The organism is Dyadobacter sp. OTU695 (assembly GCF_038440355.1).
Taxonomy (GTDB): domain Bacteria; phylum Bacteroidota; class Bacteroidia; order Cytophagales; family Spirosomataceae; genus Dyadobacter.
This window is the reverse complement of sequence record NZ_JASATN010000019.1, coordinates 1-22,492: the sequence shown is the minus strand read 5'-3', so window position 1 is coordinate 22,492 and position 22,492 is coordinate 1. Positions and strand designations below refer to the sequence as shown.

Genomic DNA, 22,492 nt, shown 5'->3' with positions numbered 1-22,492 from the left:
CAGTTGAATGCCCTGTGTGTTTGACAGATGACAGATTAAAATGACTACGACAGAACAAAAGCAGGACATCCGTAAACTTGGCGTCGACCAGATCAAAACCTGGATGACTGAACACGGGGAGAAGGCTTTCAGGGCAAAACAGATATACGAATGGATCTGGAAAAAATCAGCCCATTCATTCGACGAAATGACCAACCTCTCGCTCGCCACCCGGCAGCTGATGAACGAGCATTTCCTCATCCATTCACTCGATGTTGCCAAAAAACAGCACAGCAACGACGGCACGATCAAATCCGCATTCAAACTTTTCGACGGAAACCTCGTGGAAGGCGTGCTCATTCCCGCCGCCGACCGCATGACCGCCTGCGTGAGCAGCCAGGTTGGATGCTCGCTCACATGCAAGTTTTGCGCAACGGGTTATATGGACCGCAAGCGTAACCTCGAAGCCGGGGAAATCTACGATCAGGTGGTGGCGATTGCGCAACAGGCCGAAAAGACGTTCAACGCGCCGTTGACCAACATTGTATATATGGGAATGGGCGAGCCGTTGCTGAATTATGCCAATGTGCTCCAATCCATCGAATACATTACTTCACCGGAAGGGCTGAATATGTCGCCCAAACGCATTACGGTTTCAACGGCGGGCATTGCGAAGATGATCAAAAAGCTCGGCGACGACGAGGTGCGGTTCCGACTTGCATTGTCGCTGCACGCGGCCAATGATGAAAAGCGGAACCAGATCATGCCGATCAACGAGTCGAATTCGCTTGATAACCTGGCCGAGGCATTGAACTATTTTTATAAGAAGACAGGCAACCGCATTACTTTCGAGTATATTGTTTTTAATAATTTCAACGACACTTTGCAAGATGCGAAGGAGCTTTGGGAGTTCACCAAACGCGTTCCGGCACGTGTGAACATCATTGAATACAACCCGATCGCGGAAGCCGATTTTAAAAATACGGAAGCCGACCGACTGGATAAATTTGCCGCTTTCCTGGAAGACAGAGGGGTTTCGGTACACGTGAGAAGGAGCAGGGGAAAGGATATCGATGCCGCTTGCGGGCAGCTGGCTAACAAAGAAACAAACTGACACAGGTCCGACTTAACAATTTCTTAACATTGGGTCGGTCGTTTATAAGTAGTTTTGCGTCAATAATTCAACCTATCAACTTCTTTTATGTTTGGTCTTGAAACCGACATTTTCATCCTCCTCGCGTTTAGTATTTTAGCGGCCTGTGCATTCGAATTTGTCAACGGTTTTCACGATACCGCCAATGCGGTGGCAACCGTTATTTATACCAATTCTCTGAAACCGAATGTAGCGGTGATCTGGTCGGGTTTCATGAACTTCTGTGGCGTATTCTTCGGCGGTATTGCCGTGGCCATGGGTATCGTAAACCTGCTTCCTGTGGAGCTTCTGATCGATCAGAACGTTTATCATAGTGCCGCGATGGTCTTTGCCTTACTTTTCAGCGCGATTATATGGAACCTTGGTACCTGGTACTTCGGCTTGCCGAGTTCCAGTTCCCATACGCTGATCGGCTCAATTCTCGGCGTAGGTCTTGCCTTTACATTAATGCCTGAAAATACCCAGGGTACCGGTGTCAACTGGACAAAAGCGCAAGAGCTGTTCATGTCGCTTCTGACCTCTCCGATCTTTGGTTTTGCGCTGGCGATCATCATTATGTTTATCCTGAGAAGATCGTTGTCCAAGCCACTCCGCGAAATTGTTTTCAGCGAACCCAAGAAAAACGAGGCACCGCCGATGTGGATACGCGCCATTCTGATCACGACTTGTACGTTGGTGAGCTTTTTCCACGGTTCTAACGACGGCCAGAAGGGTGTAGGACTTGTCATGCTCATCCTGATCGGTATTGTTCCTGCGCATTTTGCGTTGGATAATTCCAAGGATCCGATCGATATGAAGGCTGATCTGATCGGTATTGAGCGGGCAGTGAATACAATCGATTCCACGCGCCTCTCCATTTCGGATCGCGCGCATTTGCATACGATTAAATCCGAGATCACGCATTTGCAGAAGCAGATCGATCATCCGCTGCCTGAGCACCGCCTTCCAAAAGAGGAGCGTATGGAAGCGCGCCGTTCGTTGTTACTCGTGAGCCGTAATATTAAAACGATCCTCGACAACGGCCAGGCTAACCTCAATGCAACCGATCTCGCATTCCTGAAAAAGCAATCGGGTGGTGAGCATGGCATCAGAAGATATACGGACTACGCCCCGGACTGGGTTATCCTTATGATTTCACTTTCACTGGGACTCGGAACAATGGTAGGCTGGAAGCGGATCGTTGTAACGATCGGGGAGAAGATTGGTAAGCAGCATTTGACTTACGCACAAGGTGCTTCGGCCGAATTGGTGGCCGCGAGCACGATCGGAGTGTCGTCATCCCTGGGTCTTCCGGTAAGTACGACCCACGTACTTTCATCAGGTATTGCGGGTTCCATGGTAGCCAGCAAGGGTGTGAAAAACCTGCAAGGCGGCACGATTCGTAACATAGTGATTGCCTGGGTACTAACCCTCCCGGTGACGATGCTGCTCTCCGGAACGCTCTATGCATTCTTCCGTTGGGTGTTGTAGGAAACAAGATTTAACTATATTGAAAAGCCGTCGGGACTGTTCCCGGCGGCTTTCGTTTTAATACGGTGGCCGCACTTTCTTTGCTTTTCATTGGTTTAATATCGTAAATTCGGCATGGATTTTAGTGTTAAATAAAAGCCAATTATTCACCATAATGACTACAATTGAAGCGCAGGTTAACCGCTACGGATATGTGACGGAGGCGATCGCGGAGGATATCGATCTGGTTGCGGAGATCAACCGCCTGAAAAAAGAAAAGAATGCGGTAATTCTCGCGCATTATTACGTGGACGCGGAAATCCAGGACCTGGCCGACTATATCGGTGACAGCCTCGGCCTTTCGCAGCAGGCCGCCGCTACCGATGCCGACATGATCGTTTTTTGCGGCGTGCACTTCATGGGTGAAACGGCCAAGATCCTCAGCCCCAACAAAAAGGTAGTAATCCCCGATCTGAATGCGGGATGCTCCCTGGCTGACTCGGCGCCTGCCGATAAGTTTGCAGCATTCAAGGCGCAATACCCCGATCATATCGTGATCAGTTATATCAACTGCTCCGCGGAGATCAAGGCGCTGACTGACATTGTTTGTACCTCGTCGAATGCATTGCAAATCGTGGAGAGCTTGCCGAAGGATCAGAAAATCATATTCGCGCCGGATGCGAACCTGGGGCGCTATGTTGCCCACAAAACCGGGCGTGATATGGTGCTTTGGGACGGCGCCTGCATTGTGCATATCGATATTTCGAGGGAGAAACTGGCCCAGCTTCGTGTAGAGAACCCCGATGCATTGCTGATCGCCCACCCGGAATGTAAAGAGGATATTTTGAAGCAGGCGGATTTCGTGAGCTCTACAACAGGCTTGCTGAAATTTGTGAAGGAATCAAGTCATGATAAATTTATCGTTGCGACTGAGGCCGGTATTTTGCACAAAATGAAACAGTCGGTGCCTGACAAAAAGCTGATACCAGCTCCCGGCTCTGATAACAATACCTGCGCATGCTCCGAATGTCCGTATATGAAAATGAATACCCTCGAAAAGGTCTATAATGCACTTTACTATGAGCAGCCGGAGATCTTTGTTCCCGAGGATATCCGCCTCAAAGCTTATGATTCCGTTGCACGAATGCTGGAACTGAGCAAAGGCATCTGACACCCGATTTAACCCTATTCCTGAATTATGCCCCAGTTTGATTTTCTGATTATCGGTTCGGGAATTGCCGGACTAAGCTACGCAGCCAAATTAGCCCGCCATTTCGACGAATTGAAAGAGGAAGTTTCCATTGCCGTGATCACTAAGGTCCAGGCCGATGAAACGAATACCAAATATGCCCAGGGAGGCATTGCGGTAGTCTGGGCCGAGTCCGACTCGTTTGAAAAGCATATTCAGGATACGATGGATGCGGGGGATGAGGTCAATAAAAGGAATATTGTTGAGATCGTCGTGCGCGAGGCCCCCGAACGCATTCAGGAACTGATCGATTACGGAACACGCTTTGATAAGGAAAAGGACGGGGACTATGATCTGGCGAAAGAAGGCGGGCATTCCGATCACCGGATCCTGCATTTCAAGGACATTACCGGCGCGGAAATAGAGCGGGCACTGCTGGAAGAGGTGAACCGGCACAAAAGCATCCAGATTTTTACCCATTATTATGCGGTGGAACTGATCACCCAGCACCACTTGGGCGAAACCGTTTACCGTTACCGTGAAGATATCAAATGCTTCGGCTCCTATGTGCTGAACCGCCGGACAGGAGAAGTGGAAAAGTTTTTAGCTAAAACTACCCTGCTCGCCACCGGAGGCATCGGTAATATCTACCAAAGCACCACCAACCCGACTATCGCGACGGGCGACGGGATCGCGATGGCCTACCGTGCCAAAGGCATTTGTGATAATATGGAATTTATCCAGTTCCACCCCACGAGCTTCCACCAACCCGGCCAGAAACCTTCTTTCCTCATTTCAGAAGCAGTACGCGGTTTTGGAGGAGTATTAAAAAGGGCAGACGGCAGCACATTCATGGAAAACTATGACAGCCGCTTGTCACTGGCCCCGCGCGACATTGTTGCCCGTGCGATTGACTCCGAGATGAAGAAAAACGGTGTCGACCACGTTTATCTCGACGTCCGGCACTGCGACTACGACAAGTTTGTGGAGCATTTTCCAAATATCACCGAGTACTGTCTGCAGCAAGGCGTGGACGTGCGGAAAGACATGATTCCCGTCGTGCCCGCGCAGCATTACATGTGTGGGGGCGTGCGCGTGAACGAGTGGGGTAAGACCAATATCGAGTTTTTGTATGCCGTAGGGGAGTGCTCCTGCACCGGCCTGCACGGCTCCAACCGCCTCGCGTCCAATTCCCTGTTGGAAGCGGTTGTATTCGGGCACCGGGCATACGAAAGTACCGTTGCCAACTTTGAAAACGCGGTAATCCCGCAGCATATCCCCGAATGGGACGATTCGGGTACTACGCATCCGGAAGAGCAGGTACTCGTAACCGAAATGACACGCGAACTCAACAGCATTATGTCCAATTATGTGGGCATCGTGCGCACCGACCGCCGTCTGAAACGCGCCTACGACCGTCTCGAACTTCTGCATAAGGAGCACGAAGAACTATACCGCGAATCCAAGGTTTCAGTGGCTATATGCGAACTGCGCAATATGATCTCGGTTTCCTACCTGATCATTAAAATGGCCATGGCCCGACGCGAGAACATCGGGCTCCATTTTAATGCCGATCACGTGTAATTTCAGGGTTTCGGGTTTTGCGCGAGAACGTTCCGGCTCCGGCGGGTTACCGCCCGCTGCCATACGTTTTCGCCGACCTTCTGCCCAAGATGTGTTCCTTCTTCGACGCCGTCGCGGTAGTGAATACCTCCATATACGCGGCTGATGGATGCATCCCAATAGGCTTCTTCGAAAGATTTGAATGACTTAACGCCGTGCCCGTATTTTTTCTCGGTCGAGTCGGTGAAAGCGACATTACTACCGATCAAATGAGTGAGTACGACGCCGCATGCAGCTGAAATAGAGCTGTGCCCGCTGACGTATTCGGGGAATGCAGGGGTTTCCAGGAACGGCCGCCAGTTGGGGTCCCAATTGTTGTTAATCACCGTTTCGGGTCGGATGCGAACAGTCCGGTATTTCTCGTCCCAGCAGGCAATGAATGCGTCGTAAATCGAAAGTGCTCCCAACGTATACGCCTCAACCGATTGCATCAGGTCCAGTTTCTTATCCAATGCCACGGTTCTCACGATCGCCATCCAGTGACCGGCGGGAGTCATTTTTTTGTTGGCAAACATGGCGTGACCCACAACATTGGTCACAAACGCATTGTCGTCCCAGAAGTACGCAGTAGCTTTCTGCTCTTCGGTGAGATTATTACCGATATTGTAAACCTCCATGGCAAGCTGCATGAACTTGCTGCTTTTGGCGAGGTCGTATTTTGCGGGTGGTGGACAGCGGAACTGTGTCACCGAGTCCATGGCAAAAGTCCTGACGGTATTCCACATAGGTTCGCAGGCGTCGGCGTAGGCTGGCGGGGTGGGTACCCATGTACCCGGTTTATTGGTCACCGTATAGCGGTAACCGCGTATTTCTTTATAGTGGTCTTTAGCCGAATATGCCAATACGTGCTTCGCTACGGTGTCGCCGTATGCAATAGAGCGTTCATACACATCTTCCGGGATTCCCATTTCCTGAAACTGCTTGAAAAGTCCCTTCTCGTAGGCGTCCCACATGTTACCGGAAAAGGTCAGTGTTCTGCCCACGACGGTGAATGCCTTGATGCTCGCCAGCGGAAAGCAATAGGCCAGGGATGTGTCGGGGCTGGGTGGTGATTTGAATTTAACAAGCTGGTTTCCAAGTGATTGATAGTCCTTGTAGCCAGGGCTTAACGCCTCATAGGCCGCAAGGAATGAATAGCCGTAAATGCGGCTGGCGACCGGTGGCTTAAATATATCGTGGATAATGACATCGGTAAGGTGCGTAGCCGTTTCGTGAAAAAACTTAGGGTCGGCCGCTTTTGCATTATACTCGTCGGGCGAAGACTCTTTTTTACACCCGTATAAGAAGCAAATAAATAAGAAGGAGAGTAAACGGAACTTCATTCGGATTCGATGGGAATTTTTGTAACTGAAATGCTTTACGAATATAGCAAGAAATGGGAATTTGATGATAATTCTGTACAAAAGAATGATTTATTGTAACTTATATATCACTACATCATAAAAAATGTTCGATGGGTACTACTATTTATTGTTATTTTTTAAGAATGCATATTCATTAACCGGGAAACCTTTTTTTTGTTAAAAAATTAATATCTTTTTGTACAATCAAGCGAGTAAATCAAGCATTCTGGTACTTCTCTTACATATAAAAGGAGTATATTTATGAGATTGTGTTAGATGTACACTGTTTGAGATCCTGAACTCTTATCGATGAAAGTACTCACCCTAATCACTAAAATTACACTATGTAAAGAATTCTCCTAGCTACACTTTAATTCACCCGCCGCGGCAGATTTTCGGAATGAAAATCATTGCCCGACTCTACGTTCCGTGCTTATACGGTTAAGCAAACATTCTTACTATAAAAATTTTAATCTAACTATTAATCTATGAGATTTTCTACTGGATGGACGCCTCGTGCTGTATCACGAAGTGTTTTTTCTCTTTGTCTGGCCCTGGTGACGGTCATGGGTGCATTCGCCCAGAACACCATCAAGGGTAAGATCAAAGACGAACAGGGACAACCGCTGCCTGGCGTTAGCGTTGTCGTGAAGGGAACCACTGCAGGCACAGTAACAGATAATGAGGGGCTTTATACAGTGAACGCGGAAAAAAATGGCACGCTGGTCTACTCTTTTATCGGATACCTGACACAGGAGGTTGCTGTGGGCGGTAAGAGCATCATCGATGTGACCTTGCTTGCCGACACCAAAGCACTTGAAGAAGTGGTTGTAGTAGGTTATGGTACTGCCAAAAAGGCTACCCTCACGGGTTCGGTAACAGCCGTAAAAGGTGCAGAGCTTCAAAAGGCACCCGCTGCCAACTTATCTAACACGCTAGGTGGTCGTCTGCCTGGTATTTCTGCCGTACAATCGAGCGGTGAGCCCGGTTATGACGGTTCTGCAATCCGTATCCGTGGTACCAACTCATTGGGTAACAGCAACGCACTCATTGTAGTGGATGGTGTACCTAACCGTTCCGGCGGTCTCGACCGTATCAATCCTGCCGATATCGAAAGTATTTCGGTACTGAAAGATGCAGCGGCTGCGATTTACGGTTCGCGTGCGGGTAACGGGGTTATCCTCATCACCACCAAACGCGGAAAGTCGGGCAAGCCACAACTTTCTTATGACATGAACCTGGGTGTCTCGCAACCGACCCGTACCCCTGAAATGTCGAATGCAGCTGAATACGCTACGATCCGTAACGAATTGCAAATCTATGACAACCTGCCTGTTGGGCAGTGGCAAGGTGCTTTGCAAGGATTTAATACCAACGGTTCATACACCAGAACGGACAACGGAAACGTGATCAACGCCGTGTTTAATCCGGATGACATGAAGAAGTTCCGTGACGGTTCTGATCCGTTCCTGCACCCGAACACAGACTGGTATGGCTCGGTGATCCGCAAATGGGCTCCTCAGCAACGCCACAACCTGCAATTGACCGGTGGTAGCGAAAACATCAAATACCTTGCTTCGATTGGCCACATCAATCAGGATGGTTACTATGTGAATTCCGCGACAGGTTACAAGCAATACGACATGCGTTTGAACCTCGATACGAAGATCAACAAATACGTAACTGCAAACCTGGGTGTGACTTTGCGTGAAGAGTTCCGTCACTTCCCCAGTGGTGGAAACAGTGCCGGTGCGATCTTCCGTATGTTGATGCGCGGAAAACCAACCGAAATTGCTATCTGGCCGGACGGTCGTCCAGGTCCTGATATCGAGAACGGTCAGAACCCTGCGGTTATCACTACCAATACAACCGGCTATAACAACGACAGAAGAGATTACATCCAAACCAATGGAGGTCTGGAAATTCAGGTGCCAGGTGTACCAGGCTTGAAAATCAATGCAATGGCTGCGATCGATAAGCAACTGCGTCGTCAGAAAAACTTCGAGACCCCGTGGACATTGTATTTCTGGGACAAAAAGACCTACGAGGCTGATGGCAAAACACCATTCCTGACCGGAACCGTACGTTCTACATTCAAAGATCCACGTTTGAGAGAAAGTTCTTCACAAGAATTGTCCATCCAGCTGACCGGCCAGGTTTCCTACGAAAAATCGATCGACGGTCACAATTTCAACGTAATGGCCGGTGCCCAGCGTGAGAAAGTAGATGCAGACGGTTTCTTCGCATTCCGCCGCTACTTCATTTCACCAGCAGTTGACCAACTTTTCGCGGGTGGAACGGCTGAGCAGGATATGAACAACTTCGATTTGTACAGAAGAGCACGTTTGAGCTACTTCGGTCGTGCAGGTTACAACTTCAAGGAGAAATACCTGGCTGAGTTCCTGTGGCGCGTCGATGGTTCTTATGTATTCCCGAAAGAAGGCCGTTTCGGTTTCTTCCCGGGGGTATCGGCAGGATGGCGTATTTCGGAAGAAGGCTTCTGGAAAAACAACATTTCGCGCTACGTGAACAATGTGAAACTGCGCGGTTCATGGGGACAAATGGGTGCTGAACCTTACTTCCTCGGAACAGAAACACTGGCGGAATACCAATATCTGTCGACAATGGGCTTCGGTAGCTACATTATCAATGATCAGGTGGCCAAAACATTGCTCGAAAGCCGTGTTGCGAACCCTACATTCACCTGGGAGGTTGCGAACAACTCCAACTTCGGTATCGAAGGTACCTTGTTCAACGACAAGCTTTCATTCGAGTTTGACTATTTCGTAAACAACCGTTCGAAGATCCTGATCCCGAAAGTAGGTTCAACTCCATCGTCGGCTGGTATCGATGGCAAGCTTCCACCTCAAAACTTGGGTAAGCTGCAAAACAAAGGATGGGAGTTCAAAGTTAGCTACGACGGTAATGCCGGTGACTTCACGTATTCAGTAAGTGTGAATGGTGGTTATGCTAAAAACAAAATCACTTACTGGGACGAAACACCAGGCGCTCCTTCCTATCAGAGAACGACCGGAATGCCTTATAACTCATTCCTTGTATACCAATTCGATGGTGCATTCAAGAGCCAGGAGGAAATCGATGCCAACAAGCTTGATTACAGCCCGATCACAGGTAACCTTCGCCCTGGTGATATGAAGTTCAAAGACGTGAATGGTGACAACAAAATCAATGGTGACGACCGTATCCGTTCTGAAAAAGTACAACGTCCATGGTTTACAGGTGGTGCTTCGATCAACCTTGGTTACAAACAATTCGATCTGGCTATGTTGTTCCAGGGTACGTTGGGAGGTCTTCAGATCGTAGGTCTGACAGAATCCGGAGACATTGGTAACTACCTGAAATATGACTACGATCACCGCTGGACGATCGATAATCCGACCGATAAATACCCACGTCTGACTAACCGTAACAACCGTTACTACACCAACACAGGTCAGGCAGGTATCAACAACTACTTCCTGAAAAGCAACAACTACCTGCGTTTGAAAAACATCGAACTGGGGTATAACCTGCCATCGGAAATCGGTTCGAAAATCGGTTTGAGCAACCTGAGAATCTATGTGAACGGATTGAACCTGCTGACTTTCGACAAGATCAAGGTATGGGATCCGGAAGCGACTACCAACAGTGGTCAGTACTATCCGCAGGCAAGAGTTGTTAGCGCAGGTGTACGTTTAGCATTTTAACGAATAAGAAATATGAAATTGAGATATAAAAGTCTATTGTTAATAGCATTGCTGGCCGGGGGACTTACGTCGTGCGATACAGACTTTCTGGATGTAACGCCGCCGACCGAAATCCCTACCGACGCGGTGTGGAAAGATGGGGCCTTGGCCGAAGGTTTTGTGACCGGGATCTATGCAGGTCTTCAGCAGGGAGGTTTCAGTGAGCAGATGCTCGCTTCACTTACCGATGAAGCTGTATTTACCCACACAGGCCGTAACATCAATACCGTGAATGAAGGCAGTTTGAGCCCTTCTAACCTCGGTTGGGTGGATGCAACCTACGGTTGGAGCCAGATGTTCCAGTATATCCGCGCATCCAACATCGCCCTTACAAACCTCACTACTGCGACGTTTACGGACGAAACATTGAAGGGGCGCCTGAAAGGTGAAGCGTACTTCATGCGTGCTTATTACTATCAGCAACTGGTGCGCTATTACGGTGCCGTGCCTATCATCAAGAAAGTGTATGCGCTGAACGAAGATTACTCCGTTTCCCGCAATACATTTGATGAATGTGTGAAGCAGATCGTAAGCGATGCCGACAGTGCTGCACTCTTGCTCGATGGCAAAACGTTGGTAAAAGGCCGCGCTACCAAAGCTGCTGCGCTGGCATTGAAAGCACGGATCTTGTTGTATGCTGCAAGCGACTTGCATGACATCCCTACTGCAAAGGCAAAATCGGCCGTAATCGCGGCCTTCCCGAATCCTGAATTCCTGGGATATGTTTCGGGTGACCGCAAAGCTCGCTGGACCGCTGCCCAGGCTGCGGCAAAGGCTGCTCTCGACGCAGGTGGCGCTGGTTACAAGCTGAACCTGACTGCTCCCGTAACGGCTGAGCAGGGACGTCTGAACTATATTTCGATTGCTATGGCGGGTGCCAGTGCTGACAAATCCCTCGACGCTTCGGCGAACGAGATCATTTTTGGACGCTATTTCACGCCAAGCCAGAACGAAGGTGCACGCCAGACCGGCTTGAACAACGGTCCTAATGGCTACCACAACTGGGCTGGTAACACGCCGATCGGAACGCTGGTGGATGACTACGAAATGATGGACGGCACGCCGTTCTCATGGACTAACCCTACCCACAAGGCGAGCCCGTACGTGAACCGTGACCCACGTTTCTACGCAACAATTATGTATGATGGCGCGACATGGAAACCACGTCCTTCCGATGCGAAAGATCCTGCTAACCAAATCCAGACCGGTGCATATGACCTCCTGGACGACAAAGGTACATTGTTTAACCGCAAAGGATTGGATACCCGCAGTAGCTCGATCGAAGACTGGAACGGAAGCCGCACCGGTTATTACATGCGTAAGTTCATCGATCCGAACCCGTCGTTGTATGACAACACCGACCGTCAGAATATCCCCTGGCCGTTCTTCCGTGTGACAGAAAACGTATTCAACTATATCGAGGCAAGCATCGAAGTAGGAGAAGAAGCTGTTGCGCTGGAATGGTTGAACAAAATCCGTTTCCGTGCAGGTATGCCGGCATTGAAAGTTTCGGGTGCTGCGTTGAAAGAAGCTTATCGTCACGAAAAGCGCATTGAAATGGCTTATGAGGAGCAACGCTACCACGATGCACGTCGCTGGATGGTCGCTTCGACCACATTGGGCCGTCCTTTGCAGTATATCAATGTGATCGGCAAGTTCAAGCCCGGCAAATCGATGAAGGAACCATATCACTATGATCCAACGGTTTACGACTATACTTATACTCCGGTAGAAGAGAAGTCTCACGAAAACCGCACCTGGGTCGACAAGATGTATTTCCGTCCGTTCAGCCGCGATGAAATCAACCGTAACGCAAAACTGGTACAAAACCCGGGTTACGATAAATAGTTATATTTTATTGACTAATTTTACTGAAACTATGCCTTGGCTTACAAGGCATAGTTTCTTTTTTTACTCCTTTTTAAACTCTTCATTCCTGTCATGAAGCAAATATGGCCCTGGAAAGCAGGCAGCATTGTTCTGATCGCTGGACTGGTACTTTCCGGTTGTGACAAATCCTCCGATTCCAAAGAAGAAAAGAAAGGTCCCGCCGGGCCACCGCTTTTTACCCTTTTGCCGGCCGAAAAAACCAAGATTGATTTCGCCAATACATTGACAGAAGGTTTAAATACCAACGTGTTGATGTACGAATACTTTTATAATGGAGGGGGAGTAGCAGTGGGCGATGTGAATGGCGACGGGCTTGACGATATTTACTTCACCGGCAACATGGTGCCCAATAAATTATACCTGAACAAGGGCGGGATGACTTTCGAGGACATCACCGCCGTTGCGCAGGTGGGAGGACGCGAGCGTCCGTGGAAAACCGGTGTTACGATGGCCGATGTAAACGGCGACGGCAAACTCGATATTTACGTTTGCTACTCCGGCGCGGTATCGCCCGAGAGCCTGAAAGACCAGCTTTTTATCAACAAAGGCAACAATACCCAGGGAGTTCCGCAGTTTGAAGAAATGGCAGAGCAATATGGTCTGGGCATTTCAAGCAACAGCACACAAGCTGCATTCTTCGATTTTGATAAAGACGGTGACCTTGATATGTTCCTGCTTAACCATAATCCGAAAGCCCTTCCGATCCTCGATGAGGCAAGCACGGCGGATATCCTGAAAAAAGAAGACCCTGTCACTGGCGTAAGGCTGTTTCGCAACGATCCGCAAAACGGCACGCCGCATTTTACGGACATTACTAAAAAAGCGGGCATTCACAGCTCGCAGCTGACCTACGGCCTGGGCATCGGCATTGCCGATGTCAACCAGGACGGCTGGCAGGATATGTACATTTCCAACGATTACTCGGTCCCCGATTTTCTATATATCAACAATGGCAACGGCACGTTCACTGACGTGCTTGACGCGAGCATCGGTCACACCTCGCATTCCTCGATGGGGAACGACATTGCCGATTTTAACAACGACGGCCTGCCCGACATTTTTACGCTTGATATGCTTCCAGAGGATAACCGTCGCCAGAAACTACTGACGGGCCTGGATAACTACGAATTGTTTGATTTTAATGTCAAAATGGGCTTTCATCATCAGTATATGCGCAATATGCTGCAACTGAATGAAGGGCTGGGCAAAGGCACGAAACGTCCTGTATTTTCCGAGATAGGCCAGCTTTCGGGTGTTTCCAATACCGACTGGAGCTGGGCTCCGCTGTTTGCCGATTATGACAACGACGGCTGGAAGGACCTTTTTATTACAAACGGTAACCTGCGCGACTTCACCAACATGGATTTTGTGAAATTCATGGGCGACCATTTGAAACGCATTGAGGGGCAGGTTAAGCGGGAAGACGTGCTGCAACTGGTATATCAGATGCCCTCTTCGAATATGAAGAATTACCTGTTTCAAAATAAAAAAGACCTCACATTTACCAACGTAGCCGACAGCTGGGGGGTAGGAGAAATTTCCAACTCTGGAGGTGCAGCCTACGCCGACCTCGATAACGACGGCGACCTCGACCTTGTCGTAAACAATATCAATAAGCCCGCATTCATTTATCAGAACGACGGCGACAAGCATTTGAAAAACAATTACCTCAAAATAAAACTTACCGGAAATGGGCAGAATACGCTCGGTTTGGGAGCGAAAGTGACGATATACCAGAAAGGCCAGCAGCAATACCTCGAACAAATGCCGACCCGCGGGTACCAGTCGAGTGTGTCGCCGGTGTTGCATTTCGGATTGGGCAAGGAGGGTGCTATTGATTCGTTGGTGGTAACCTGGCTAAACGGCAGGCAGGAAAAGGTGATTAACCCGAAAGCAAATGCGACGCTGACGCTTTCTGAGGTAAATGCCAGGGAGAAAGCGAAAGCAGGCAAACCCATTACGCCTTTGTTCGCGTCTGTCGCTTCTCCGATTGCCTACAAGAGCCCGACAGTGAAACTAAACGATTTCAAACGTCAGCCGCTGCTGATCAATCCGATTTCATTCTCCAATCCTTGCATGAGAAAAGGGGATGTGAATGGAGATGGTCTGGACGACGTATTTATCGGCGGTACGACCGGCGAAGTGGCCAGGTTATACATCCAGCAAAAAAGCGGGGCGTTCGGTCTGAAATCGGTGCCTGCATTCGAAGCAGATAAGCAAAGTGAAGACGCCGATGCTTTGTTCTTCGATGCCAATGGCGATGGTACGCAGGATATTTTCGTTGCCAGCGGTGGTTATGCGAGTTTTATGCCCGAAGATCCGTTGCTGCAAAGCCGGTTATATCTCAATGACGGCAAAGGCAACTTTACCAAAAGCACCGGTGCATTACCGGTAATGCTCACGAGCGCAAGCTGTGTACGCACGGCGGATATCAATGGAGATGGAAAACCTGATCTTTTCGTGGGTGGGCGTGTGATACCCGGGCGCTATCCCGAGGCACCGCGCAGCTATGTCCTTATCAATGACGGGAAAGGGAAGTTTACCGATCAGACAGCCTCGATATCCAAAGAACTCGAACGCATTGGCCTCGTTACCGACGCGGCCTGGACGGACTTGAATGGCGACAAAAAAGCCGACCTGATCGTGGTTGGCGAATGGATGCCGGTGAGTGTTTTCATCAATACTAATGGTAAACTCGAAAACAAAACCACCGAATATTTTGATAAGCCCTACACCGGCTGGTGGAACAAAATCCTCGTCGAAGATCTGAATGGCGATGGTAAGGACGACCTCGTGATTGGTAATATGGGCACCAACACACAGTGCAAAGCCAGCGACGCCGAACCCGTGGAAATGGTTTACAAAGATTTCGACGACAATGGCTCTGTTGACCCGATCATGAGCTTCTATATTCAGGGGAAAAGCTATCCGTACGTGACCCGCGACGAAATGCTGGATCAGATGAGCATTATGCGTACCCGTTTCCAGGACTATAAAAGTTACGCGGACCTGACGGTGAAAGACATTTTTACGAAAGAAGAACTGGAAGGAGCGAAAGAGCTGAAAGCGGCTTATCTGAAAACAGCCTATTTTGAAAGATCAGGAAACGGCAAGTTTGCGGAGAAGGTGTTGCCATTACAGGTGCAGGTATCGCCGGTTTATACCATTACGCCGCTGGATTATAACGGAGATGGTAAAAAGGATTTATTGCTCTGTGGTAACGTCAGCAAAGCCAGGCTCCGTTTCGGGAAATATGATGCCAATTATGGCATATTGCTGCAAGGTAATGGCAAAGGACAGTTCGAATATGTGCATCAGGACAAGTCGGGCTTTGGGTTGAAGGGAGATGTCAGAAGTGTACTGCCACTTGGAAATAAATTGTTATTCGGAATTAATCAACAGGAAATAAAAGCATATCAAATTGGCAAAGTTCAATAACCTTCTTCTGATGATGTTGTTGGTCGTCGCATGGACGGCCTGCAAAAAAAATGAATCCAAGAAGGAGATCGACCCTACTGTAATAGGCCAGATAACGTTGCAAATGACCGATGTAATGGTGCATGACGTGACGAACCCGCCGCTTGGGGCCCGCTTCTACTCCTATGCATGCCTGGCCGGCTATGAGGTGGTAGCCGCGAACGATAAGGCGTATCCCACTATGCATGGTGTACTGAATGAATTTCCTGAGATCGAAAAGCCCGGGGTAAAGGAATATTCCTATCAGCTAGCGTCCGCGCTGGCAATGCTCGAAACGGCGAAGAAAATGCAGCCTTCCGGCGGTTTGCTGCTTCAAAAGTATCAGCAGAGCCTGATCGATTCCTGCAAGAAAGCTGGCTTTACGGACGAAGTGATAGCGGGTTCGCAGGAATATGCGCTGGCAGTCAGCAAGCAGATTTTGAAGTATGCCAAAGCAGACCGTTATAACAAGATCAGCAATTTCCCGAGGTACGAGCCGCACGGAGGCCCGGGAACCTGGTACCCTACGCCTCCGGGCTATTTCCCGCCGGTAGAGCCCTATTTCAAAACCGTGCGGCCATTTACGCTGGATTCGGCCTCACAGTTCCGTCCGGCGGCCCCGGTTGCATTTTCGGAAGCGAAAGAGTCGGAGTTTTTTAAGCTGATGAAACGCAATTACGACGACGATCAGAATACGCCGGAACATCGTGTTATCGCCGCATTCTGGGACTGCAACCCGTTTGCCTTGGAAAACAAAGGGCATTTATTGGTAGGAATGAAAAAAATCTCTCCCGGTGCGCATTGGATGGGCATTACCGACATTGCTTGCCGGAAAGCCAAAACTGATTTTTCCAAAACAATGCTAATCAATACTTCTGTTGCCATCGGGCTAATGGATGGTTTTATGGCGTGCTGGGACGAGAAGTACCGGAGTAACCGTATCCGTCCAGAAACAGCCATTCGCAAGTATATCGACCCAACCTGGAAGCCATTCCTGCAAACGCCGCCATTCCCGGAATATCTGAGCGGTCATTCGGTTATCTCGACAGCGGCAGCAATTATTCTCACCCATTATTTTGGGGATAATTTCGAATATACCGACACGGTTGAGGAGCGGTTCAATCTCAAAGCCCGCCCGTTCAAATCGTTCCTCGCAGCTTCGGAGGAGTCGGGGATGTCGCGGTTTTACGGTGGTATTCACTTCATGGACGCGATTGAGAACGGGCAGAAGCAGGGCCGGCAAGTGGGGGAATGGGTGGTTAGGAAGCTTGAAAACAAAACGCTGGCGTCAGGGAAGTAGGATTTGGTGGTCATTAAGCAATGTCAGCGTAAACCGGTAGCCCACCTCAAATAACTGATCGGCTTTCCTGAAATCGAAAATACTGAACCGGCTCAATGCAGGCGGTTCGATCAGCAGATTACATTGCGCGAAACGGGCTTTGGTTTTCGTGTGCATGGCCAGGATGAGGCTGCGGTAAACGATTTCGGTTGTTCGTTTCAGTGGCTTATCCAGATTGAAGGGATTGCAATGGCTGCCAATGATATAATCTGCCTCGCCGAGCACCGGTTCGACGGGCAGGTTGTTTAAAACACCTCCATCTACCAGGTCGTGACCCTGATAATGCATTGGACTGAAAAGCCCGGGAATGCAGCAGGACGCCAGGACGGGTAATGCAAGTTCTCCGCTCCGGAAACGCACTTCTTCTCCCGAAACAATGTCGGTTGCCGTTACTACCAGCGGTATTTTCAGTGATTCAAATGTATTTTCAGGAATGAATTTGCGGAAAACGTCCTCCATTTTTCGCATGTGCAACAAGCCATTAGCCCCGATTCCAAATCTTAAATAGGGGTAAAAACTCGTATCCCGGATGATTTTGAGAATATCGGCCGGTTCGTAACCATGCGCCAGCAATGCCCCGACAAATGCCCCCGAGCTCGTCGCGCTGATAACATCCGGCCGCACGCCACGTTCCCACAGCGCCTGCGCCACACCCACATGCGCGATCCCGCGCGCGCCCCCGCCTGAGAGGATTAGTGCTATTTTCATTTGGCTATATAAAATCCCTCAGACTCCCGCGCTCCCGAATCCTGATTCCTTTCTCTGTATTCTCAACAACCGCAGCCTCGTAAACCGGATCATGCTCGAAAAGTAACAGGCATTGTTCGTCAACAGCTTGTTGGAGGACACTTTGTTTTTCTGCCATTGTCTGGAGCGGGCGCATGTCATAGCTCATAACCCAGGGGATGGGAATATGATAGGACGAAGGAAAAAGGTCTGCACAATAGATGATCTTCTGGTTCTTGTACCGGATAACGGGCAGCATCATTTGCTCGGTGTGTCCGTCGACATGGATCAGACTGATACCCTCAAACGGCGATTGACCGTTTTCGATAAACTGCAATTGCCCGGATTCCTGCAAGGGAAGTATATTTTCCTTTAAAAAAGAGGCTTTTTCGCGGGGATTGGGATGGGTAGCCCATTGCCAATGCGCTTCGTTCGTCCAGTATGTTGCGTTGGTGAAAGTCGGTTCAAGGCGCGAGCCGTCGCGGCTGAACTGCACGGCGCCGCCAACATGGTCGAAATGGAGGTGGGTGAGAAGTACGTCGGTAATGTCGGCAGGGCTGAAACCTTTTTCGGCAATCGATGAATGCAGCGTGGCTTCACCGTGAAGGTCGTAATGGCCAAAAAATTTATCGTCCTGTTTGTTTCCCATCCCGGTGTCGACCAGTATCAGCTTTTCACCATCCTCGATCAGCAGACACCGCATCGCCCAGGAACAGAGGTTCTTCTCATCGGCCGGATTGTGTTTGTTCCAAAGCACTTTCGGGACCACGCCGAACATCGCCCCGCCATCAAGCTTGAAAAAACCAGTGTCGATGATATGGATTTTCATAGGGTTTGTGGGATTTTAATCGTCTAAATCAGTGGAATATCAACATTCTGTCGACCTAACATACCATTATTTTTTCGATCTTCCGCCCTGAATACCTAACAAACCTAACCATGCGCGTACCGTTCCTCCCAGTTAGTTTCATGTTATTGTCGACGTTTTTTGTTGATAATCAATCCTATGCACAAAAAATGCCCGTCGACTACGTAGCAACTATGATCGGTACCGCACCATCGGCAACGGAAAGCGCCAAAGCACACAGCGAGGCGGGTAGCGAGCTGAAAGGGCAAACGATCCCAGCAGCAGGTGTGCCGAATGGGATGACCCAATGGACGCCACAAACCCGCGCCACAGAAACCAAATGCATTGCACCGTTTTACTACAACGACAATAAATTCCAGGGATTTCGCGGTACACATTGGCTGAATGGCTCATGCGTGCAGGATTATGGTTCGCTTACGGTGATGCCCCTCTCGGGAGAGCTCATTACCGATCCCCAGAAAAGGGCCGTCGTTTTCAGTCACGAAAAGGAGCAAAGCACACCTGATCATTACAGTGTGTGGTTGCAGGATTCTCAGATTAATGCGGAAGTGACTGCCCTGGCGCGGACGGCCATCATGCGTTTTAAATTCGGGAGCGGGGAGGAATCGTTTATTATCATCGAACCCAATAGCGATGAAGGGGAAGGTTTTGTGGAGGTACTTCGCGAGCGTGGAGAGATTGTGGGGTACAATCCGGTTCACCGGATTTACCAGGGAGCGGGCCAGCCGGCGGGTATCAGCGGGTATTTTGTTATAAAGTTCGATAAGAAATTCATGCAGTCAGGTGTGTGGCTGGGCGATACCATCACGCCAATGGGAAGGATACTTACCGGCAAAGGCAACCGGGAGAGACTAGGGGCATATGTAGGCTTCGGAGATGAGAAGCAGGAGGTTATCGCTCGCATCGGTACGTCATTCACCAGTATCGAAGGAGCGCGTGCGAATCTTGAAAAGGAATTAGGTACAAAAACATTCGAGACCGTCCGGAAATCGTCGCAGGATGCATGGAATGAGGCGTTGGGGAAGGTCCAGGCTACCGGTAGTGAGCATGACAAGGTACTTTTTTACAGTGCATTATATCGGACTAAACTCTCACCGAGACTGTTTTCCGATGTCGATGGCAGCTATCCCTCATTTGCGGGTGGTACTCCGCTGCAAAAGGCCGAAGGCTTCGATTATTATTGCGATTTCAGTATGTGGGACACCTTCCGTGCTGCAATGCCGCTGGAAATAATGCTCGAACCCAAACGTGCCGGGGATATGATGCAGTCACTTGTAAAAAAGGCCGAGCAGGGAGGCTGGATGCCTATTTTTCCTTGCTGGAACCATTACACGGCCGCGATGGTCGGCGATCACGCATTGTCTGTAATCGCGGATGCGTATGCGAAGAATGTGCGGAACTTTGACGTGAACAGCGCCTATAACTTTTTGCGCAAAAATGCATTTGAAGTGAATACCAATGCCAAAAGCTACGAGGCAGGGCAGGGGCGCCGGGCGTTGAAGTCCTATTTGCAATATGGTTATGTGCCGTTGGAAGACAGCGTATGGCAGGCATTTCACAAACGCGAGCAGGTATCACGCACGCTCGAATATGCGTACGACGATTTTTGCCTGTCGACTCTGGCCGATGCCCTGGGTAAGAAGGAAGATGCGGGCCAGCTCCGAAGCAGGGCACTTAATTATCAGCATGTAATAGATCCGTCGACAGGCTATGCGCGTGGGCGGTATGCCAACGGGCGCTGGATTGCCAATTTTGACCCGTTTGCCAAACGCGCCAGCTTCATTACCGAGGGTTCTCCTGCGCAATACACCTGGTTTGTACCGCAGGATGTCGCGGGACTTCAAAAAATCATGGGCGGGAAGAGCGGTTTCACTGCCAAGCTCGATACATTGTTTGATCAGGGGCATTACTGGCATGGCAATGAGCCTAATCACCAGATTGCCTATCTCTATGCATTTGCCGGGCAACCCTGGAAAACGCAGCAATGGACCCGCACCATCATCCGGAGCGAATACGATACCAGTGTCGGCGGGTTGAGCGGTAATGAGGACGGTGGGCAGATGTCGGCCTGGCTGGCATTCAGTATGATCGGTTTTTACCCGGTAGCACCGGGGACGGACCAATATGTACTGGGAAGCCCCGTTTTTGAAGAAATTTCAATAGAAACGGGCAAGAACCGGAAGTTTAACGTCAAGGCAAAAGGCGTTTCCGACCAGGCGCGATACATTCAGTCGGCGACGCTGAACGGGAAACCTTTCACCCGGACCTACCTAACCCATGGCGAACTATTGAAGGGCGGGACATTGGTGTTGCAAATGGGGGATAAGCCCAATAAGCAATGGGGGACACAGGAAGCCGACATGCCTTTTTCGCTTTCCAAAAACTGATGTGCATTGCTAATAGCCATGTGGGTGGTGAAAATTGTGTTTGAAAAAAGAATGTTTTGATATTTTTTAATACGGCAATATAAAATTTGCATTCATAACGGTTGGTGGCTAAATTCCACAATTCCATTACTTTCACTCCCAACCCAATGAACCGCAGAGATTTCTTTGAAAAAGCCATCCCGGCCAGCTTCGCATTAGGTGCGGTAGCGACCTCCTGTGCGCCGAGAACCGAATTGAGGTATCCCGACAAACACTTTCATATCAGCCGGGGTTACCACCAGATTCCCAAATTACGCCTTTCGATGGACCGCATTGTGAAGGAAACCGTCGGTTTGAGGCCGTTTCGAGCCTCGGGGCCGAGGCTGGATGTGGAGCAGCTGGGCAACAAGACGATCGTTCACAACTACGGCCATGGCGGTAGCGGCTGGTCGTTGTCGTGGGGTACGGGCAACATCGCGAGGAAGAATGTGATGGCCACGGGCGAGAAGAAAGTGGCTGTGCTGGGCTGCGGAACGGTAGGGATAGCGACGTCGCGGCTGTTGCAGGAAAGCGGCTGCGAGGTGACCATTTACACCAAAGATGTACCGCCCAATATAACTAGCAACCTGGCTACCGGTACCTGGTCGCCCGCGTCGAGAGTTTGTGATAAAAAGATCGCCAAACCTGAATTTCAGGCAATATGGGAAGACGCGACGCGGTTCTCATTCCGGAGATTCCAGTTTCTGCTGGGAATGAATGACATTGCCTGTTGGGCGGAGGAATATGGCGTTTTCAAAGAGGAACCGGTTTATACGCCCGGTGCAGGCGGCGAAGATTTTGAGATACACGGCCTGTTACCCGAGCGGGTACGGCTGGAAAAGAAGGAGCACCCGTTTAAAGCCGACCACGTGACGCGCCGGACCAATATCATGTTCAATATCCCGACCTACCTGCGGCACCAGTTGCAGGATTTTACCATGTTCGGAGGGAAGGTGAAAATTCATGAAATCAAAAAGCTTGAAGATATCGACGCATTGCCCGAAAAGGTAGTTGTGAATTGCATGGGGCTGGGAGCGAAACCGGTTTTCAACGACCAGGAGCTGACACCCGTTTCCGGGCAGCTTTCGTGCCTGATTCCCCAGGGAGATATCAATTACAAATTGTACACGCAGGGCGCGAACTTCATTGCCCGGAAAGATGGCATTTATATCGGCAGCAACGGTATTGTAGGTAATTGGGACACGACGCCAAGCAAGGAGCAAACCGAAAAAACCGTCGGGATATTGATGAAGCTGATGGCGGAAATGAGGGGTTAAAACAACTGTCAGCCTGAGCGGCCCGGGCCGCACAGGGGGACAGTTGGGT

At 49.7% G+C, this 22,492-nt stretch carries 13 protein-coding genes; 10 read left to right on the top strand and 3 right to left on the bottom strand.

Going from position 1 to position 22,492, the window contains the following annotated elements; genetic code table 11:
• Positions 1 to 40 precede the first annotated feature (40 nt).
• The 4 genes from rlmN (at position 41) to nadB (ending at position 5,354) form a co-directional block, all read left to right on the top strand.
• Entirely contained in the window at positions 41 to 1,093 is a 1,053-nt protein-coding gene (rlmN, locus tag AAHB90_RS26165; protein ID WP_342088186.1) for a 23S rRNA (adenine(2503)-C(2))-methyltransferase RlmN, read from the top strand.
• A gap of 87 nt (positions 1,094 to 1,180) precedes the next feature.
• Positions 1,181 to 2,602, top strand: a complete 1,422-nt coding sequence (locus tag AAHB90_RS26160) for an inorganic phosphate transporter (RefSeq protein WP_342088185.1) — start codon at positions 1,181 to 1,183, stop codon at positions 2,600 to 2,602.
• 154 nt (positions 2,603 to 2,756) lie between these two features.
• A complete protein-coding gene (gene nadA / locus AAHB90_RS26155; protein WP_342088184.1) occupies positions 2,757 to 3,752 on the top strand; it encodes a quinolinate synthase NadA in 996 nt (331 codons plus the stop codon).
• Between the two features lie 27 nt (positions 3,753 to 3,779).
• On the top strand, positions 3,780 to 5,354 hold the full coding sequence (gene nadB, locus AAHB90_RS26150; protein ID WP_342088183.1) for an L-aspartate oxidase: 1,575 nt from the start codon (positions 3,780 to 3,782) through the stop codon (positions 5,352 to 5,354).
• A gap of 2 nt (positions 5,355 to 5,356) precedes the next feature.
• Here the strand turns inward: nadB and AAHB90_RS26145 are convergent, their stop codons facing one another.
• On the bottom strand, positions 5,357 to 6,715 hold the full coding sequence (locus tag AAHB90_RS26145; RefSeq protein WP_342088182.1) for a vanadium-dependent haloperoxidase: 1,359 nt from the start codon (positions 6,713 to 6,715) through the stop codon (positions 5,357 to 5,359).
• Positions 6,716 to 7,302: 587 nt separating this feature from the next.
• Here AAHB90_RS26145 and AAHB90_RS26140 point away from each other — a divergent pair.
• The 4 genes from AAHB90_RS26140 (at position 7,303) to AAHB90_RS26125 (ending at position 17,128) form a co-directional block, all read left to right on the top strand.
• Entirely contained in the window at positions 7,303 to 10,443 is a 3,141-nt protein-coding gene (locus AAHB90_RS26140) for a SusC/RagA family TonB-linked outer membrane protein (protein ID WP_342088255.1), read from the top strand.
• Positions 10,444 to 10,455: 12 nt separating this feature from the next.
• The gene (locus AAHB90_RS26135; protein ID WP_342088181.1) at positions 10,456 to 12,330 is read left to right on the top strand and encodes a RagB/SusD family nutrient uptake outer membrane protein; all 1,875 of its coding nucleotides are present in this window, start codon (positions 10,456 to 10,458) and stop codon (positions 12,328 to 12,330) included.
• Between the two features lie 93 nt (positions 12,331 to 12,423).
• Positions 12,424 to 15,810: a VCBS repeat-containing protein gene (locus tag AAHB90_RS26130; protein WP_342088180.1), complete on the top strand. Its 3,387-nt coding sequence runs from the start codon at positions 12,424 to 12,426 to the stop codon at positions 15,808 to 15,810.
• 13 nt (positions 15,811 to 15,823) lie between these two features.
• Positions 15,824 to 17,128, top strand: coding sequence for a vanadium-dependent haloperoxidase (locus AAHB90_RS26125; protein ID WP_446717932.1), 1,305 nt, complete (start codon positions 15,824 to 15,826; stop codon positions 17,126 to 17,128).
• Here the strand turns inward: AAHB90_RS26125 and AAHB90_RS26120 are convergent.
• The gene (locus AAHB90_RS26120; RefSeq protein ID WP_342088178.1) at positions 17,117 to 17,875 is read right to left on the bottom strand and encodes a patatin-like phospholipase family protein; all 759 of its coding nucleotides are present in this window, start codon (positions 17,873 to 17,875) and stop codon (positions 17,117 to 17,119) included. The two genes, AAHB90_RS26125 and AAHB90_RS26120, sit on opposite strands and share 12 nt — an antisense overlap.
• A gap of 4 nt (positions 17,876 to 17,879) precedes the next feature.
• Complete coding sequence (locus AAHB90_RS26115) at positions 17,880 to 18,722, bottom strand: MBL fold metallo-hydrolase (protein WP_342088177.1); 843 nt, start codon at positions 18,720 to 18,722, stop codon at positions 17,880 to 17,882.
• A 110-nt stretch (positions 18,723 to 18,832) separates the two neighbouring features.
• On the opposite strand from AAHB90_RS26115, the gene AAHB90_RS26110 reads away from it, so the two are divergent.
• A complete protein-coding gene (locus tag AAHB90_RS26110) occupies positions 18,833 to 21,148 on the top strand; it encodes a GH92 family glycosyl hydrolase (RefSeq protein ID WP_342088176.1) in 2,316 nt (771 codons plus the stop codon).
• A 146-nt stretch (positions 21,149 to 21,294) separates the two neighbouring features.
• Positions 21,295 to 22,443 carry an FAD-dependent oxidoreductase gene (locus AAHB90_RS26105; protein WP_342088175.1) on the top strand — a complete coding sequence of 383 codons (1,149 nt, stop codon included), beginning with the start codon at positions 21,295 to 21,297 and terminating at the stop codon, positions 22,441 to 22,443.
• Positions 22,444 to 22,492 lie beyond the last annotated feature (49 nt).